This window comes from Clostridium beijerinckii (assembly GCF_018223745.1).
Taxonomy (GTDB): domain Bacteria; phylum Bacillota; class Clostridia; order Clostridiales; family Clostridiaceae; genus Clostridium; species Clostridium beijerinckii.
The window spans coordinates 3,443,535-3,460,600 of record NZ_CP073653.1 but is presented as its reverse complement, the minus strand read 5'-3'; the positions used below and the strand labels follow the sequence as shown (position 1 = coordinate 3,460,600).

The following is a 17,066-nucleotide window of genomic DNA, read 5'->3' as shown; positions in this document are numbered from 1 at the left end:
GATCTTAAAAATATTGCAAGAATTTTAGCCGTAATTGTGAAATGTGCATTGTGAATTGGAACATATATTATGTTGCAAAAAATAAATATTCTTCAGAATATTAGAATATTTATTCTGAAGAATACTAGAATATATATTCTAAACCATATATATTCTTAAGAATATGCTGGAATAATGCCAATCTTAGAGAAAGGTATGTGAAATTAAAGCAAGGTGATGATAATTATTTAATAACCAGTTTAAGCTCATAAATTTCATTCAATATTCATAAGATATGATTAGTAATATTTTATAAATATAATAAATAACATAAAATCATGTTATGAAAAAATATGGGGGAAATAAAATGAGAAAGTTAATATCTGGCGCTTTAGTGGTAATTTCAGTATTAGTTTTAAGTCCAACTGGAGCTAGTGCTGAATGGAGACAAGATAATAGTGGATGGTGGTACTCAGAAGGAAATTCATATGCTAAGGGATGGAGAGACATTAATGGAAAGACGTATTATTTTGATTCAAATGGATATATGAAAACTGGATGGGTGCAAGATAATTATTATGAGACTTGGCATTATTTTTATCAAGATGGAGCTATGGCACATGGTACTGTAATTGATGGATATGAACTAGATGAAGATGGAACTTGGATTAAACCATCCAAGGAAGCTGAAGAAGCAAGAAATTTAATATTAAAAGAAGACAGTAATTATATTTCAAAAATGAATGCTGCATATGGCGCTAAGCTGACAAAAAGATATTTTGAAGGGAATATTAATAAGTTCATAGCTAACGATAAATGGAATCTACCAGTAGAGGATGTATATGTGTTTAGCCTTACAGGCTCTTATAATGATGAATACTGTGGATACATGGTTGGTAAGACAAGTAAAAATGTATATTGCGTGCCACATCAAGGAGGACTTTCAATATATCAAATAAAGAATAATGAAATAGTAAAAACTTATAAGTGGCTTGATAGCAATGGATATGATGGTAATTGGCGTAATTTAGACAAAGATAAATAATTTTAAGTAAAGTTGATTTTTTCATTAAAAAGTTTATAGATATATTTATATTATGAAAATCCAAGGTTCATTGGCCTTGGATTTTTTAGTATGTGCAATTTTATAATTCATGCTTAGAAAATATGCTAAGCATGAATTATAAATGCAATTACAAAATTATTAAATCATAAGCAAGTCATTTAATCATTCCATTAATATGTTATTGGTTATTAGATAAAACCTGTAAAACTTCATTTATATCTGGAAGTTGTTCTGATGGGTAAACTTTTATCTTCCTTTCTCTTTAAATTCTCTTAATATAGAATTCCCTAAACGATAGTTTTTATGAAAATTAAGAAGAAAAAGTATAAAAGAGTTATTTTTTCTAAAGATTATTATAGATAAAAAATACGTGAAGATTTAGAAAAATCAAAGATCATGCAAAAAGTATATAAAAATGTACCACTTACAAGTGATAACTAACCACTTACTGCTATCGTGTTTACAACGTAAAAGTCAGCAAATATAATAAAGATGTGGGGAGTGAAAATATGAAAATACGGGTTGAACTTGATAATGAAATTAAAGAAAATGAAGTTATTATTAAATGTAATGAATTAAATGAAGAGGTTAGAAATATTCAAATTGTGCTTGGTGAGCTGCTATCGCAAAAAAAGCATATAACCTTTTACAAAGGAGAAACAGAGTATTATCTTTCACTGGAAGAAATTTTGTTTTTTGAAACTGAAGAAAGCGGTATTTGTGCACATACCATTAATAATATATATAACGTAAAGTATAAGCTATATGAACTCGAGGAATTATTGCCAGGATATTTTATGAGAGTTTCAAAATCAACAATACTAAATACAAATCATATTTACTCCATAACAAAAAGTATATCATCATCAAGCAGAGTTGAATTTCAAAATACTCACAAACAGGTGTATGTCTCAAGATATTATTACAAGCCATTAAAAATTAAATTATTAGAAAAGAGGAAATAATGATGAAAAAAGAAAGAGTCTTCTGGGGAATTTTATTTATACTAGCAGGTATCTTTATGGTTATAAGTAAACTTGGATACTTCCCAGATATAAATGCATTTAGTTTAATATTAACAGTTTTCTTAGTAGTGATCATAGCAAAAAGTATACCTCATCTTAACTTTTCAGGTATTCTATTCCCAATTGCATTTATTTGTATAATCTATGCTAGACAATTAGGAATTACAGCTATTACCCCTTGGACCGTGCTTATGGCAGCACTATTTGGTAGTATCGGCCTTTCCATGATTTTTCATAAACATGTTAACTGGATTCATCATAGTCATGTTCATGAGGATTATAAATTTGAAAAAATTGACATAGAAGATGAAGGTAATATTATATTTAGAAATTCATTTGGAGCTTGTATTAAATATATAAATACAAATGAATTTGAACAAGCTGATCTTAACTGCTCATTTGGAGCTATGAAGGTGTATTTTGATAATGCAGTTATGAGTAGCGAAAATGCTATAGTAAGAGTTAATGCTTCTTTTTCAGGAGTAGAGTTATATATACCAAGAACTTGGAAGGTTGATAATAAGACTAATGTATTTTTAGGTTCTGTTGATGAAAAAAATAGGAACAATGAGAGATCGACAAATACATTAACATTAGTTGGAGATGTTAGTTTTTCGGGAGTAGAAATAATTTATATATAAATGAGAAAATGTTATAGAAAAAGTGCTAAATATCATGAGATATAGCACTTTTTTTATGATTGCACAGGAAGGCAAAGCATTCACAAAGTATTTAGTTCTTTTTTGTGTCCAAATCTGCTATCAGGATTTTTTATCTCGTTTTTAAACTAACACAATTAATCAATATATTCTTGTCTAAAAATAAATAATATATGAAATATAATAAAAATTTATTGATAAACGATAAAAGATGTGATATCTTATATATAGAATTTAAAAGTGAGGTGCTTTTTATGAAACGATATTCAACGATTTTTTTAAAGATAGCTGTTATTCTTATCGGAGTTCCAGTTCTTGCTTTATGTATATTTGGGGCATTTCGATTGACTAATAATCCAATAAATCCAGACTATGCAAATATGATATATCCAATTTTAGCAGGTGTGCTTGTATCAGTTGTGCCGTTCTTTGCTGCATTATATCAGGCCTTAAAACTTTTAAGGTATATTGATAAAAATGTAGCGTTTTCTGAGTTATCTGTAAAGGCTTTAAAGAATATAAAATACTCTGCAGTTATAATATCTGCATTATATGTGGTAGTAATTCCATTTGTTTACTTGTTAGCAGAGAAAGACGATGCTCCAGGTTTAATAATAATTGGAATGACACCTATTTTTGCTTCATTGGTAATCGCAGTTTTCTCTGCTGTTCTTCAAAGGCTCTTAAAAGAAGCCATAGACATAAAATCAGAAAATGATTTAACAGTGTAAGGCGTAAAGATTAATAATCTTAATGTACAGAATGAAGAATGCAGGAGGAAAATAATATGGCGATTATAATTAATATTGATGTTATGCTAGCTAAAAGAAAAATGAGTGTGACGGAGCTTACTGAGAGAGTTGGAATAACAATGGCTAATCTTTCTATACTCAAAAATGGCAAGGCAAAAGCTATTAGATTTTCAACTTTAGAGGCAATATGCAAAGCCCTAGATTGTCAGCCAGGCGATATATTAGAGTATAGAAGTGATGTGGATACTTAAAAATAAGATAAATATAACTAGGTTTTCATCTTGTAAAAGAAAGATAATTTATAATTTGTAGATTCTTTTTTAGCAGAGTTCTATAGAGTATGAGTAAGATTACATATTTTATTCTAATAATAGTTTATGTTCAATATGTTAAGAATGATAATTTTAGCCAATAAGCATAATACTTTGAAATTAATAATTTCAAAATAATAATTTGAGGGGAAATACTATGAAGATTAAGTTAATTCAACCTGCAATGCTTCCAAGGCCTATGGATACAAAATTAAAGACAAGAATGTCTCCTTCATTAGCTCTACTCACAATAGCAAATCTTACGCCTAAAGAACATGAGATTATTATTGAAAATGAAAATGTTGATAAGATAGATTTTGATGAAGATGTTGATTTAGTTGCAATAACTGTTACTGTAGATGTTATGAATAGGGCGGCAGAAATATCAAAGGAATTCCAAAAACGTGGAGTAAAAGTAATTGCAGGAGGTATACATATAACAGCAGATCCAGAAGGAGCTGCAAACAGCTTTGATGCAATAATTATAGGAATGGCTGAGAGGGTTTGGAAGAAGGTTCTTAAGGATATAGAAAATAATTCAATTAAAAAAATATATTATGATATGGAAAATATTAATGGAAATGAAATAGTATCTCCTGATTATGGCATGATAGATAATAAGAAATATTTATATACTAATATAATCAGTACAAGCAGAGGATGCCCTTTTAAATGTGATTTTTGCTATAATAGCTGCACTAATTCCATTAAAACTTATATTAATAGGCCTATAGAGGATGTAATTGAAGACATTAAAGTACTAAAAACAAAACATATTATGTTTATTGATGATAATTTTATTGGAAATCCCAAATGGACTAAGGAATTATTAAAAGAAATGAAACCTCTAAAGTTGAAATGGAATGCAGCAGTTACGTCTAATATAGTGGACATGCCTGATGTATTAGATGAGATGAAAGAATCAGGATGTCAAAGCCTTTTTATAGGGTTTGAAAGTATAAATAGTAAGTCAATAGAGAGCGTACATAAAACTCAAAACAGTGTAAGTAGATATGAGAAGCTTGTTGATGAAATTCATAAAAGAGGGATAATGATAAATGCAAGCTTTGTTTTTGGATTAGATGAAGATGATGCAGAAATATTTAAGAGTACATTAGAGTGGATAGTTAAAAATAAAATAGAGACAGTAACGTCTCATATAATGACTCCTTATCCAGGCACAAAGTTATACGCATCATTATTAAAGGAAAATAGAATAGTAGATCATAATTTATCTAATTATAATACTTCCCATGTTGTATACAAACCAAAGAATATGACAGCAGAAGAATTATATGACGGCTATCTATGGATATATAAAGAAGTGTATACGCTTAAGAATATAATTAAGAGACTTCCTAAATCTAAAAAACAATGGATTCCATTTTTAGCTTTTAATTTGCTTTATAGGAAGTTTGGAAAGCTAACTGAGTTGGTATGTAACATAGTTTCATTTGAAGTTATAGGAAGGTTATCAAGATGGGTTGCTTATAGAATAAAGTAAGTGGCAAACTTTGAAAGTAAATGCCTTTACTTTATTGCACGTGTAGTAATTTGTAACTTTATAATTGTTTTAACATGATATTTTATAAGTTATAATTAGAGTAAGTTCATATGATGAATAAATAATGTAATATTTTTTGTTTTTATTATCATTTTTTTAAGTATATTTTTATTAATTTATAATAAATTAATAAATAGAAAATCAAATAATTAGAAGGGAGTCTATATAAGTAATGAAAAAACGAAAAATATTTAAGGTTTAAGGAGGACAGTTTATGAGAGGGTATTATGAGAAAACGCCAGAAGAGTCACTGGAAATGTTAGGAGTTACTAGAAATGGCTTAAATGATGAAGAAATTACAAAAAGACGAGAGAAATATGGTTTTAATGAATTAGAGGAAGCAGCAAGGAAAAGTCCATTTCGGGTTTTTCTTGAGCAGTTTAAGGACTTTTTAGTAATTATATTATTAGGAGCAGCAATCATTTCAGCTTTTCTTGGAAAGCTTGAAAGTACCATTGTTATAATGGTTGTAGTTATTATCAATTCAATACTTGGCACAATACAACATATTAAAGCAGAACAATCATTAAAGGGACTTAAGGCCCTTTCATCACCTGTAGCAAAGGTTTTTAGAAATGGTCAAAAGATTGAGATTCCTTCAAGAGAACTTTTAGTAGGAGATATTTTATATCTTGATGCTGGAGATTATGTTAGTGCAGATGGTAGAATTCTTGAAAGTTTTAGTCTTCAAGTGAATGAGAGTTCTTTAACAGGTGAGTCAGAAAGTGTTTTAAAATTTATAGATGTAATAAATAAAGATGATGTATCTATTGGTGACAGAAAAAACATGGTATTTTCCGGAAGCTTTGTAACTTACGGAAGAGGAGTTGTTTTAGTTACAAGTATAGGGATGAATACCGAAATTGGGAAAATAGCGAACTTGTTAGAAAGTGCAAAGGAAAAGAAAACACCGCTTCAAGTTGGTTTAGATAACTTCGGTAAAAAACTTGCTTTTGTCATTTTAATAATTTCAGCAATTATTTTTGGTTTAGATATATTTAGAGGGCGTAATATTATAGATTCTTTTATGTTTGCAGTATCTTTAGCGGTGGCAGCTATACCAGAAGCGCTAAGTTCAATAGTAACAATTGTTCTTGCACTTGGAACTCAAAAGATGGCTAAGAAAAATGCAATTGTAAGAAAACTTCATGCTGTTGAAAGTCTTGGAAGTATATCGGTTATATGTTCAGATAAAACAGGGACTTTAACACAAAACAAAATGACAGTACAGAAAGTTTTTGTTGATGGTAAAGTACTTGATCATGATAGTTTGGATCATGATAAGACTTTAGAGAAAAATTTAGTTTTAATGGCATTATTGTGTAATGATGCTGTTACAGTAGAAAATAAGGAAATTGGTGATCCAACTGAAGTTGCATTAGTTAATCTAGGTGAAGTATATGAACTAGATGAATTGATCATAAGAGATCAATATCCAAGACTTGGAGAAGTACCTTTTGATTCAGATAGAAAATTAATGAGTACTATTCACCAGTTTAATGATAAATACATAATGTTAACTAAAGGTGCATTAGATGTACTTTTATCAAGAACAGTAAAAGTTGAAACTTCAGAAGGAATAATGGATTTTACAGAAGAGCACAAAAAAGAAATTGAAGAGATAAATAGAAAATTTTCAATGGATGGGCTTAGAGTTTTGTCTTTTGCTTATAAGGAGATTTCAGAAGGAAAAGAAATTACTTTTGAAGATGAATATGATTTAATATTTGTTGGTCTTATAGCTATGATGGACCCACCAAGAAATGAATCGAAAGAAGCTGTTGAAAAATGCATTAAAGCAGGAATAAAACCTGTAATGATAACTGGTGATCATAAAATTACTGCATCTGCTATAGCTAAGCAAATAGGAATACTTAAAGATGAATCAGAGGCAATGGAAGGCTTTGAATTGGAGAAAATTAGTGATGAAGAGTTAAAAAACAAAGTAGATAAGATTTCAGTTTATGCTAGAGTATCTCCAGAACATAAAATCAGAATAGTAAGAGCATGGCAGGAAAAAGGAAATATTGTTGCAATGACCGGAGATGGTGTAAATGATGCCCCAGCTTTAAAGCAGGCGGATATAGGAATTGCAATGGGAATAACGGGGACAGAAGTTGCTAAAGATGCTGCTTCAATTGTACTTGCTGATGACAATTTTTCAACTATAGTAAAATCTATCTCAAATGGGAGAAGCATATATGCAAATATTAAAAATTCAATTAAATTTCTCTTATCAGGTAATACTGCAGGAATATTATCAGTATTGTATGCGTCAATAGGAGCATTACCAATACCTTTTGCAGCAGTTCACCTATTGTTTATTAATTTGGTTACAGATAGCTTACCAGCAATAGCAATAGGACTTGAGCCTCATAATGAGAACATAATGAAAGAAAAACCAAGAAATATAAATGTTCCAATACTTAATAAATCTTTTGCAATTGAAGTTATAATGGAAGGGTTGCTTATTGCAATAGTTACTATGGCGGCTTTTCACATAGGATTATATACAGGTGGTGCTGAGGTTGCAAGTACAATGGCTTTTGCAACTTTATGTTTATCAAGGCTGCTTCATGGATTTAATTGTAGATCTAAAGAATCGATTTTTAAAATAGGATTATTTACAAACAAAACTATATGGATTGCAGCAATAATTGGCTATTTGCTATTACTATTAGTTCTGACTTTTAGACCTTTAAGTGGAATCTTTGAAGTTAGTGCATTAAATTCAATGGAATTTAGTTATATTTATGGATTATCAGTTATCCCACTTATTATAGTTCAAATTTATAAATTATTATTTGTTAGAGATAAAGCATAAAAATGTTAAATTTATAGTTTAACTGTTTTGGATATCTAAGATATTATTATTTATATTCAATCAATTAGTTTAGGTGGTGGGAAGCTCTAATTTAGAGTATTCTCATCTTTTTTATAATTAGGAATATGCCTTGCATATTGATGCATTAAATATTAATGCATTAAGTTTTCGTTTTAGGTTATATATAAGATAGAAAGGTGGAAAAGCAAGTATGAAGAATAAAATTTTAAATCCATTTATATACTTTTTTAAAAATGAATCTTCAAGTGGCATAATATTATTAATTTCTGCACTTTTGGCAATGATAATCGCAAATTCTAAATTTGCGTCAATATATGAGAATACATTACATACTTATATAGCCATAGGATATATGAATCTTTCTTTGTCGATGTCAGTTCTTCATTGGATCAATGATGGATTAATGGCTATATTCTTCTTAGTTGTTGGTATGGAGATAAAGAGGGAAGTTGTGTTTGGAGAACTTAAATCTTTTAATAAGACAATACTTCCAATATCAGCGGCAGTAGGAGGGATGATTGTACCAGCAATTATATACGCTTTAGTTAATTATAAAGCAGTGACAATTTCCGGATGGGGAATACCAATGGCAACAGACATTGCATTTGCGTTAGGCATTCTTTCGTTAGTAGCTAAAAATGCACCAAAAGGAATAGTAGTTTTTCTTACAGCGTTAGCAATAGTTGATGATCTAGGAGCTATTATAGTAATAGCGATATTCTATAGCAATCAAATTTCATGGCTTTCACTTGCCATAGGCTTGATAATTTTTGTAATACTTCTAATAGCTAATAAATTACAAGTTAAATATAAATCATTTTACATTATTATGGGGTTAGTCTTATGGATTTTTATTTTGAAATCAGGTATACATGCAACAATTGCTGGAGTTTTACTTGGGATAGCATTACCTACGGGAAAAAATGTTAACGAGTTTAAAACATCAGTTTTATATAAATTTGAACATGCGTTAACACCTGTATCCAGCTTTATTATTATGCCGATATTCTCCATTGCAAATTCTGGCGTGGTGATTAGTGTGGATAGTTTATCAAATATAATATTTTCACCAGTTAGTCTAGGAATTATAGCTGGGCTTTTTGTTGGTAAACAAGTTGGAATATTTGGGATTTCGTATATTTTAGTAAAATTAAAGTGGGCTGAGTTACCATCTAATGTGACTAAAAGACATTTATATGGTGCGAGTATTCTTGCAGGCATTGGATTCACGATGTCGTTATTTATATCTTCTTTATCATTTACTGATGAAGGGACATTATCTTTGGCTAAGATGAGTGTTATGATTGTTTCAATCTTATCTGCTATATTTGGTGCAATAATTTTTAAATTAATAAACTTAAAGGATAACTATAAAGAGGAGAAGATTACAAATTAAATTACATTAAAATAAAGTGAAACTTAAGCTTCAGATAAGATTCTTTATTACAAAATTGAAGCTATTGTTTCACTTAAATTGTTTCTATTTTAAATAAACATAAAAATTAATTTTTTTTACCAATCAAGGTTTCAAACTTATTTAGGTCTTTATTGGAGCCAAGAGCTACTAAAATATCTGTACGTTTAATAATATAATTTGCAGAAGGAGAAACATCTATGCTTTTGTCATTTTTTATTGCAACTATATTTATACCATATTTACCTCTTATCTCAATATCTCTTATAGATTTGTTAAGCCATTCATCCAGTGGTTCAAGCTCTATCATGCTATAGTCTGAAGGCAGCTCTATATAGTCTAGTATATTAGAAGATACCAAATGATGAGCTACTCTAATTCCCATATCTTGTTCAGGTAAAATGACTCTGTCTGCTCCAATCTTATATAGAATTTTAGCATGTAAGTCACTAGTAGCTTTTCCTACTATATATTTAACTCCCATTTCTTTAACTAATAGGGTTACCATAGTACTAGCTTGAATATTAGTTCCAATTGTTACTATTGCTACATCAAAGTTTCTAAGACCTAAAGTTTTTAATACATTTTCATCGGTTGCATCCAATTGAATAGCATGAGTAACATTATCTGCGATTTCTTGAATTCTATCTTCATTAATATCAATAGCCAATACATGTTGACCTAAATTATATAATGTTGTAGCTATTGAAGTGCCAAATCTTCCAAGTCCAATTATAACAAAATGCTTATTTTTCAAGTTATGACCTCCTATCCAATTAATATTTTTCCTTCAGGATATTTAAGTTTATTTTTTTTCTTTTTATTAATAACAGCTAATAGGACTGTTAAAGGACCAACTCTGCCAAGATACATAGTTATAATAAGAGTTACTTTAGAAATAGAACCTATATTTTGAGTGACTCCAGTAGTCAGTCCAACAGTTGCAAAAGCTGATGTAGCTTCATACAGTAAATTTATGAAAAGTTCCTTTGGTTCCGTAATAGTAAGAATTATAGTTACTATTAACACTAATATCGTAGCAATAGATAATAGAGTAAAAGCTTTATATACAGTTCCCTTGGAAAATCTTCTGCCAAATACTTCAGTGTCTTCTCTTCCATTTAGCACTGACACTAAAGTAAATAGAAGTACACCAAAAGTAGTTACCTTAAGTCCTCCAGCTGTTGAACCAGACGCGCCGCCAATAAACATTAATATAATAGTTATAAATTTACCAGCCATAGTCATTCCATCAGTTGAAATACTATTGAATCCTGCAGTTCTTGGGGTAACAGAAGCAAAAAAAGCATTAAGAACTTTATCTCTAAAATTCATGGCTCCAAGAGTTTTTTGATTTTCATACTCAATAAAAAATATAAGTAAAAAACCAAAAATAATTAAAGCTACTGTTATGTAAAGTACAATTTTTGAATGAATCGAAAGTTTTCTGTTTTTTTTATAATTATATATTTCAAGTGAAACGGTAAATCCAAGCCCGCCAATAATTATAAGTGCACTTATAGTTAATAAAACAATAGGGTTGCTAGAATAACTAACTAAACTAGTATAATTTCCAAATAAATCAAAGCCAGCATTGCAAAATGCAGATATTGAATGGAATATGCTGTAGAATATTCCGACTTTTAATCCAAACTGTTGTATAAATTGTGTTGATAATAATACTGCACCTAGGCTTTGTATAATTATTGTGAACCCCAAAATATATTTAACCATCTTTACAAGCCCCTGTATGCTAAAAGTATTCATTGATTCCTGCATTATAAGTCTATCTTTAAGAGTAATCTTTTTTCCTAAAATTATTGCTATAAAAACAGTAAAAGACATGAATCCAAGGCCACCAGTTTCAATTAAAAGCATTATTACTATTTTGCCGAAAATACTCCAATAAGTGCCTGTATCTAAAGTTACAAGTCCTGTAACGCATACAGCTGAAGTTGATGTAAATAGTGAATCTAGAAAATTAGTATATTCGTTATTTGCTGATGAAATTGGTAAACTAAGTAGGATCGCACCAATTGAAATAACTAGCACGAAGCCTATTGCGAGTATTTGAACAGCACTAAGTTTTGGCTTTTTCATTAAAGCTTCTGTCATGTGTACCTCCTTAAGATTAATAAACTTGTAATTTATTATATATATATATTTCCCCATATTCATATTGGAAATATACAAAAATCTTTTTATTCTCTAGGAATTTATATTGAAGCCAATAAGATAAATATCCGATTTTGTAGTCATATATGCTAAGTATTTATTTGTATTTTAGCATTTTCTGAGTTTATTTCAATGTAATTATTTGTAATGTTAATAATATTAGGATTGAAATTTGACAGAAATATTATCGAAATATGATAGTGTTATCAAACGTTGAATAATGATAAGATTTTTATGGATAATTAGAGCCTTATTTCAAAATATTTACGTATTCTATCTATTAATGTATACTTGTATTGAGTACATATTAGATAATATTTTGTTATGAGGGAGTGATAATATGAGTAAATATAGAAGTTCGTACTGTAAAATTTTCATCAACACAGATGAAGAAAAAGAAGTTATATTGAATTTAATTGAAAAAATAACAATGGGTAGTAAAAAAAGATGGACAATCATCTCGGATTTAATGAAAATAGAATTGATAAACAATGAAGATTTTAGTGAAGAAAAAAGTGTTAAAGAAGAAGACGGTTTTCTATACTCAAAATATTATCTTGGTATTGAGCCTGGAGAAGGTATAAAGGAAGAACAGTATATTACAGGAGTAATAATCTTGCTGGAAAATCTAAGATCATCAGGATACAAGGTAGTTGCTTCCTGTGATTTTCAAAATGAACTTTCCAAATAAAGATATATGTAAATTAATTTAATTAGTTCTTTTAGTAAAATTGAAAGAGATAGCAGACATATCAGGTTAATGATAATAATGCTATCTCTTTATTTATTGAAAATAGGAAATCGTATTTTAATTATTGACACAATTTTTGAAAAACATACATTGTAAAAGCCTATTTTATGATAGCAATCTTAATTAAAGTTTGAGTTTTTTTGAATGGAAGACTATAAATAAAACTAGCTGATTGTAGCATGTCCAATGTTTTTAGGTAAAAATATTACTTCGATTACTGGATATAACATCAATAGACCAAGGAAAACAAAGCCTAATTTATAAGAGATAGTAATTGAAAAGAAAATCTGTAGTAAATTAACAACAACTGTAATAATTGATATACCCATTCCTTGTGCTAATGTTGAAACTACAGCATTCAAAGTATTTGCACTATTCCTATCTTGAGGGGCTATTTCAGAAAAGCTTAGTCCATTGTAAGCAGTTAAGGCTAATGAACGTCCTACACCTGAAACTAGCGCAAGAAACATTATCCAAGCAGGAAAAGTATTAATTTGAATGAATGCTAAACCAATTGATGTAACAAACACCATTCCAAATGATGATAATAGTGCACCGCGATAGCCTAATTTACGAATAATTATATTTGTAAAAGGTTTAATTCCAATGTTTCCAACAAAAATAAATAGCACATAACTACCTGCTTTTACTGCTGACCATTGAAAGACTGTTTGTAAAAAAATTGTTAATATGTACGGTAATGCTCCAACACATAGCCATAGAACAGATCCACTTGTCTGGAATATTCTAAAAGAAGTTATTTTTAGCGAATCAAGTGAAAATAGTGGATTATCTGATTTTTTTAAGTGCTCGAAAACTATAAATCCAAGTATTATTCCTAAAATTACTAATCCTAGCGCGCTAAACCAATAATCTTTTCCGTGAGTGGCTATTTCTGCTCCAACTAAAATTATGCCAGATGAAAGTGCAATTTCTATAAATCCTATAAGATCAAATGAAGTTTTATTCTTTACTTTATCAATATCAATTAATTTTGCTCCTATTAATGCTGTAATTAAACCTATTGGTACATTAATTAAAAAAATCCATTGCCAGTTCCAGTAGGTAACAATAAATCCACCAACTAAAGGTGCTATTGCTGGTGCGATGAGTGCTGGCCAAATCAAGTAACTAATCATTTTTAATAGCTGTGAAGCTGGTGTTTTTTCTAACACAATCAGTCTTGCGGTAGGTGTCATCAATGCACCAGAAATTCCTTGTATAATTCTCATTATCAAAAGGAAAGAGAAATTAGGCGCTAGTGCACTGCTTAAGGAACTAATGGTAAAGAGGATGACAGCAATAATCCAAATTTTCTTTTTCCCAAATTGATTAGCCATCCATCCACTTAAGGGAATAAAAATCGCAACTGTGATCAAATACACACTAACGAGTAAAGCAATTGTTGATGAACCCGTATGAAAATATTGGCCCATTTTAGGTAGTGCAGTTGTTACAATTGTTCCATCTAAAATCTCCATAAAGAGACTAGCAGCCATTAATAAGGCTATTTTTATTTCTTTTGTCATTCTCATCACCATTCTTTCTTCAGTTCATGTTTAAACTCTTTAATCCAATCAATTGCAACATTTGCCTGCTGTAGTCGCAATTCAAACCTTTTACTTGCATACCAGTGATCTTTTGAATTTTCCTCAGCTAATTTTTTTAGTGCAAATTGCGTATCTTCAATTATCTCTCTTTGTTCTTGATCGAATTGATCCAATAGTTGCATTTGTTCGTCTAGTGTAAGGTGCTGCATTACATCAAGTTTAATTAAATATATATCAGCAGTATGGGCTCCACTTGGAACAGGCATGTTCATTAGCACAAAAAAACGTTCTTTTCCTTTTTCCGTAATTGTAGCCATTTTCTTATTTTTTCCGTGTGATTCTACGTTAGTTATATCTAAAAAACCATCATTCTCTAATTTTTCAAGCAATGGATAAATTACTCCATAGCTGACTTTACGATGACGTCCTAAAGAAGCTTGTAAGGCATTACGTAGATCATAACCACTTTGTGGTTCTTCCATTAATTCACCTAAAATAAAAAGTTCATTCATTATTTTTATTTCCTCCAATATATCTTTTAGATATATCAAATATATATCTAAAAGATATATATTGCAAGTTATTTGTATAAAAAACTTTTGAAATCAGAAAAAATTATTGAAAAATGAAATTTTGGAGTTGTTTAGTAGGATATTAATACTATTTAAGCAATAGATAATGTGTTTTTGTTATTCAATACAAGGTAATGATAATCATTGTCAAATACAATTTGCAGTGATATACTTAAAATAAATAAATTTACATTAATTAAAGGAAGGTGTTTTTATGGCAACATATATATTAAGTGGAATAATACTTTTGATTATAGTTTTTTCAGTTAGGAGCTTTATAGAAAAATTAAGATTTGGATGCTGTGGGGGAACTATAGAAAAGAGTACAAAGAGAAAGAAGATAAACAAAAAGGAGTTATCAGAGTATCAGATATCAAAGACTATATATATTGAAGGTATGACATGTGGAAATTGTGCTAATCATGTTGAAAATGCTATTAACAGTTTGGAGAATGTATATGCAAAGGTTGATTTAAAGAAGAACTTAGCAAATGTTAGAATGAAAGTAGATATAAGTGAAGAAATACTCAAAGGTGCAATAAGTAAGGCAGGATACAGTGCAAAATACATAGATGAAAATTAATAATTAGTAAAGTTTGTCTTAAGGTAATGGGACAAGTTAATATTTAATATAGAACACTTACAGAAATGTAGGTGCTTTTTTGATATAAAAACTTGAAATAAGATAGGTACAATATGGTAGATGAATTTATTTGAAGCACTAGTTCTCGTAAAATGATTGATAAATAAAATTACAATATAGAAATAATTGCGTCTTATAGAACAATAAACGTAACTGATGATACATACTATTTTTCAGTATTATGATATTATATTTTCCAAAAGATAGGATAGGAGAATTTTTATGACAAGATATGAAAAGCAGAGAAATTTTTTGAAATCTAATTTTAACGAATTCAAAAATATAAAAACTGATAAAATGAAAGGTATACCTCAGCCAGATAGTATAAAATCTTATGATTCGCAATCTAAAATTGTTGTCTTACCAAGGGTAAGTGAAGAAACTGTAACGAATTCTAATATTTATAAGTGCATAGGTAATAGAAGAAGTACAAGGCTTTATGCTGAAAAGTCTATGAATCTTGATGAATTGTCGTATTTATTATGGTCTACTCAAGGAATTACAGAAACTAATAAAGCCGGTTTAACTTTAAGAACAGTTCCTTGTAGTGGGGCAACGCATTCTTTTGAAACATATTTATTTATTATGAATGTTGATGGGATACAAAAAGGTATTTATAGATATCTACCAGTAGAGCATAAACTTTTATTCATGTTTGAATTAGATGAAATTGACAATAAAATAGATGAAATTACTTTAGACCAGCCTTTTGTACCTAACTTTGCAAAGAAAGCGGCTGTATTATTTGCTTGGAGCACGACTCCATATCGTTCAGAATGGAAGTTTGATATTACGGCACATAAAAAGATTTTAATAGATGTTGGCCATGTATGCCAAAATCTTTATTTAGCAAGTGAATCGATTAAAGCGGGAGCATGTGCTATAGGTATTTATGATCAAAAGATGATAGATACACTTTTGGGGCTAGATGGAGATGAAGAATTTATTATATATCTTGCAGCTGTTGGAAAAAAGAAAGAATAAAAAGTTAAACCAGTGAGACATAAATGATATATCTCACTGGTTTTGTTTTAATTAGGTTTTTATATGTTTTCTGTGATTTTACTAATTCCTACTCTTGCGATAAATTCATTAAAAGTCTCATTCTCCAACTTGCTTTTTTCAAAGAAAGTTACTATTTTCTCAAGAACTATATGAACCTCAGTAGATTTTACACGGTAGTTTAGATTTTCTGCAAACTGCCCGCCATTGTTTAATGTACCACCAAGCCATATGGTAAAGGCTTCCTCACAGCTATCTTCAGTTTTTATTAATGCACCTTGGAGGCTGATATCAGCTATATGTTTTTGTCCACAAGAATTAGGACAACCTGTAAAATGGATACGCAACGGTGTATCTAGTTTAATTTTAGAATCAAGATATTCGATCACTTCTTTAGCACGTTTTTTTGTTTCAACAATAGCTAAATTGCAGAATTCTTTACCCGTACAAGAAACTGTATATCCTGTAAAAATACTTGGATTTGGAGAAAGTTGTTTAAATACATCTTTTTTTAATAGAGAAGGTATCTCTTCATCACTTATACCTGTAATAATTAAATTTTGTGATAGTGTAGTTCTAATTTTTCTATCTCCGTATTTTTCTGAAATATCGGCAAGTTCTAAAAGTTGATCACAAGTGATTTCTCCAAGTGGTAAACTAACACCAATATAGCTTTTGCCATCTTCATTTTGGGAATGTACTCCAAAATAATAAGATGCATTCCATGAAGCTAATTTATCATCACCTGAGCTTGGCAT

Annotated in this window: 16 protein-coding genes; 11 read left to right on the top strand and 5 right to left on the bottom strand. The window is 29.5% G+C overall.

Going from position 1 to position 17,066, the window contains the following annotated elements; all coding sequences use genetic code 11:
• The first annotated feature begins 346 nt into the window (after positions 1-346).
• The 8 genes from KEC93_RS15535 to nhaA all read left to right on the top strand — a co-directional run bounded on the left by KEC93_RS15535 (position 347) and on the right by nhaA (position 9,597).
• Positions 347-1,024 carry a cell wall-binding protein gene (locus KEC93_RS15535; protein ID WP_077867760.1) on the top strand — a complete coding sequence of 226 codons (678 nt, stop codon included), beginning with the start codon at positions 347-349 and terminating at the stop codon, positions 1,022-1,024.
• A 530-nt stretch (positions 1,025-1,554) separates the two neighbouring features.
• On the top strand, positions 1,555-2,010 hold the full coding sequence (locus KEC93_RS15530; RefSeq protein WP_017209231.1) for a LytTR family DNA-binding domain-containing protein: 456 nt from the start codon (positions 1,555-1,557) through the stop codon (positions 2,008-2,010).
• 2 nt (positions 2,011-2,012) lie between these two features.
• The gene (locus KEC93_RS15525) at positions 2,013-2,711 is read left to right on the top strand and encodes a LiaF transmembrane domain-containing protein (RefSeq protein WP_039773352.1); all 699 of its coding nucleotides are present in this window, start codon (positions 2,013-2,015) and stop codon (positions 2,709-2,711) included.
• A 272-nt stretch (positions 2,712-2,983) separates the two neighbouring features.
• Positions 2,984-3,460 (top strand): DUF2975 domain-containing protein, encoded by a 477-nt coding sequence (locus tag KEC93_RS15520; protein ID WP_077867759.1) that lies wholly within the window; start codon positions 2,984-2,986, stop codon positions 3,458-3,460.
• 56 nt (positions 3,461-3,516) lie between these two features.
• Entirely contained in the window at positions 3,517-3,732 is a 216-nt protein-coding gene (locus KEC93_RS15515; RefSeq protein ID WP_023975479.1) for a helix-turn-helix domain-containing protein, read from the top strand.
• Positions 3,733-3,949: 217 nt separating this feature from the next.
• Entirely contained in the window at positions 3,950-5,296 is a 1,347-nt protein-coding gene (locus KEC93_RS15510) for a B12-binding domain-containing radical SAM protein (RefSeq protein ID WP_077867758.1), read from the top strand.
• A gap of 274 nt (positions 5,297-5,570) precedes the next feature.
• Entirely contained in the window at positions 5,571-8,180 is a 2,610-nt protein-coding gene (locus tag KEC93_RS15505; protein WP_077867757.1) for a cation-translocating P-type ATPase, read from the top strand.
• 211 nt (positions 8,181-8,391) lie between these two features.
• Complete coding sequence (gene nhaA / locus KEC93_RS15500) at positions 8,392-9,597, top strand: Na+/H+ antiporter NhaA (protein WP_077867756.1); 1,206 nt, start codon at positions 8,392-8,394, stop codon at positions 9,595-9,597.
• Between the two features lie 106 nt (positions 9,598-9,703).
• Here nhaA and KEC93_RS15495 read toward each other — a convergent pair whose 3' ends face one another.
• Both KEC93_RS15495 and KEC93_RS15490 read right to left on the bottom strand, forming a co-directional pair.
• Positions 9,704-10,372: a potassium channel family protein gene (locus tag KEC93_RS15495; RefSeq protein ID WP_039773347.1), complete on the bottom strand. Its 669-nt coding sequence runs from the start codon at positions 10,370-10,372 to the stop codon at positions 9,704-9,706.
• Positions 10,373-10,383: 11 nt separating this feature from the next.
• Positions 10,384-11,730: a TrkH family potassium uptake protein gene (locus tag KEC93_RS15490; protein ID WP_039773346.1), complete on the bottom strand. Its 1,347-nt coding sequence runs from the start codon at positions 11,728-11,730 to the stop codon at positions 10,384-10,386.
• Positions 11,731-12,130: 400 nt separating this feature from the next.
• On the opposite strand from KEC93_RS15490, the gene KEC93_RS15485 reads away from it, so the two are divergent.
• The gene (locus KEC93_RS15485; protein WP_012059221.1) at positions 12,131-12,481 is read left to right on the top strand and encodes a hypothetical protein; all 351 of its coding nucleotides are present in this window, start codon (positions 12,131-12,133) and stop codon (positions 12,479-12,481) included.
• A gap of 224 nt (positions 12,482-12,705) precedes the next feature.
• Here KEC93_RS15485 and KEC93_RS15480 read toward each other — a convergent pair whose 3' ends face one another.
• A complete protein-coding gene (locus tag KEC93_RS15480) occupies positions 12,706-14,070 on the bottom strand; it encodes an MFS transporter (protein ID WP_077867796.1) in 1,365 nt (454 codons plus the stop codon).
• Positions 14,071-14,075: 5 nt separating this feature from the next.
• A complete protein-coding gene (locus KEC93_RS15475) occupies positions 14,076-14,642 on the bottom strand; it encodes a PadR family transcriptional regulator (RefSeq protein ID WP_241394825.1) in 567 nt (188 codons plus the stop codon).
• A 235-nt stretch (positions 14,643-14,877) separates the two neighbouring features.
• Between KEC93_RS15475 and KEC93_RS15470 the strand changes: the two genes are divergently transcribed.
• Both KEC93_RS15470 and KEC93_RS15465 read left to right on the top strand, forming a co-directional pair.
• Positions 14,878-15,246 (top strand): heavy-metal-associated domain-containing protein, encoded by a 369-nt coding sequence (locus tag KEC93_RS15470; RefSeq protein WP_077867755.1) that lies wholly within the window; start codon positions 14,878-14,880, stop codon positions 15,244-15,246.
• A gap of 282 nt (positions 15,247-15,528) precedes the next feature.
• A complete protein-coding gene (locus KEC93_RS15465; RefSeq protein WP_077867754.1) occupies positions 15,529-16,290 on the top strand; it encodes a SagB/ThcOx family dehydrogenase in 762 nt (253 codons plus the stop codon).
• Between the two features lie 59 nt (positions 16,291-16,349).
• Here KEC93_RS15465 and KEC93_RS26840 read toward each other — a convergent pair whose 3' ends face one another.
• Complete coding sequence (locus tag KEC93_RS26840) at positions 16,350-17,066, bottom strand: ferredoxin-like domain-containing protein (protein ID WP_241394862.1); 717 nt, start codon at positions 17,064-17,066, stop codon at positions 16,350-16,352.

Bases quoted from the DNA above. Each gene is read 5' to 3' on its own strand.
- KEC93_RS15515 (WP_023975479.1), top strand. From the start codon at position 3,517: ATGGCGATTATAATTAATATTGATGTTATGCTAGCTAAAAGAAAAATG.
- KEC93_RS15535 (WP_077867760.1), top strand. From the start codon at position 347: ATGAGAAAGTTAATATCTGGCGCTTTAGTGGTAATTTCAGTATTAGTT.
- KEC93_RS15485 (WP_012059221.1), top strand. From the start codon at position 12,131: ATGAGTAAATATAGAAGTTCGTACTGTAAAATTTTCATCAACACAGAT.
- nhaA (WP_077867756.1), top strand. From the start codon at position 8,392: ATGAAGAATAAAATTTTAAATCCATTTATATACTTTTTTAAAAATGAA.
- KEC93_RS15505 (WP_077867757.1), top strand. From the start codon at position 5,571: ATGAGAGGGTATTATGAGAAAACGCCAGAAGAGTCACTGGAAATGTTA.
- KEC93_RS15530 (WP_017209231.1), top strand. From the start codon at position 1,555: ATGAAAATACGGGTTGAACTTGATAATGAAATTAAAGAAAATGAAGTT.
- KEC93_RS15490 (WP_039773346.1), bottom strand. From the start codon at position 11,730: ATGACAGAAGCTTTAATGAAAAAGCCAAAACTTAGTGCTGTTCAAATA.
- KEC93_RS15525 (WP_039773352.1), top strand. From the start codon at position 2,013: ATGAAAAAAGAAAGAGTCTTCTGGGGAATTTTATTTATACTAGCAGGT.
- KEC93_RS15465 (WP_077867754.1), top strand. From the start codon at position 15,529: ATGACAAGATATGAAAAGCAGAGAAATTTTTTGAAATCTAATTTTAAC.
- KEC93_RS26840 (WP_241394862.1), bottom strand. From the start codon at position 17,066: ATGCCAAGCTCAGGTGATGATAAATTAGCTTCATGGAATGCATCTTAT.
- KEC93_RS15510 (WP_077867758.1), top strand. From the start codon at position 3,950: ATGAAGATTAAGTTAATTCAACCTGCAATGCTTCCAAGGCCTATGGAT.
- KEC93_RS15520 (WP_077867759.1), top strand. From the start codon at position 2,984: ATGAAACGATATTCAACGATTTTTTTAAAGATAGCTGTTATTCTTATC.
- KEC93_RS15470 (WP_077867755.1), top strand. From the start codon at position 14,878: ATGGCAACATATATATTAAGTGGAATAATACTTTTGATTATAGTTTTT.
- KEC93_RS15480 (WP_077867796.1), bottom strand. From the start codon at position 14,070: ATGACAAAAGAAATAAAAATAGCCTTATTAATGGCTGCTAGTCTCTTT.